The 808-nt window shown below is 47.4% G+C and carries 2 protein-coding genes; one reads left to right on the forward strand and one right to left on the reverse strand.

Annotation, left to right across the window (positions count from 1 at the left end):
• On the forward strand, positions 1-511 hold a 511-nt coding region (locus A3761_RS02495), incomplete at its 5' end, for a DUF480 domain-containing protein (RefSeq protein ID WP_068749732.1).
• A gap of 32 nt (positions 512-543) precedes the next feature.
• Here the strand turns inward: A3761_RS02495 and A3761_RS26680 are convergent.
• A partial coding sequence (locus A3761_RS26680; RefSeq protein WP_197472749.1) for a hypothetical protein occupies positions 544-808 on the reverse strand: 265 nt, incomplete at its 5' end.

The raw sequence follows: 808 nt of genomic DNA on the forward strand, positions 1-808 counted from the left end.
AGCCTGCAATCAGAAAACTAGCCGTGAACCGGTGATGGATCTTTCTGAAGGTGATGTTCAACAGAGCCTTTATGACTTACAGAAGCGGGCCTTGGTAAAATTTGAGTACGGTTCAAGAGCGGATAAATATGACCAGCGTCTGACGCGTGAATATCATATGAATGACGCAGAGCACGCTATCTTTTGCATGCTCTTGCTGCGAGGCCCGCAGACGGTGAATGAGCTTCTCACCCGAACCCGCAGAATGTATGAGTTTTCAGGGCCAGAAGAACTAATTGCTTTAGTCGATAAGCTGCTAAACAGAACAACACCATTGATGTGTCGCTTACCGTCGTCTGCCGGACAGCGGGAAGATCGTTATATGCACCTGCTCAGTGGGGAGCCTGATATGACGCAAATACAAGAGCCTTCAACACCAGTAAGCGACTCTTCAGCGTCTTCAGATGAGCTCTTCGCTCGAATTGAAGAGCTTGAGAAACAAGTCGCTTGGCTGATGGAGCAGAAGCAGTAAGCAAACACTAATAATAGCGAATAGAGCGAAGGCTAAAATAAGCTTTCGTGACGGTCGATATTAGAAAGCGGAATCGTGATAAATGGCAGGCCTAGGGCATCGGTCTTCACCTTGGCCTGTAAGACTTGGCTACGATTTTCGCTGCCGGTTTCGCCGATGTAGTAATACATTTCTGCGATACCGTGGAATTTCTCTAAAGTGATGATGTTTAGCTGAGTGTTTTCAGCGACCCCTGGAACATAGCCAAAGGGTATGGCAATACCAAAGTTGTCCAAGTCTGTGCCAAGAGAGGTGTAG

This window comes from Oleiphilus sp. HI0123 (assembly GCF_001635315.1).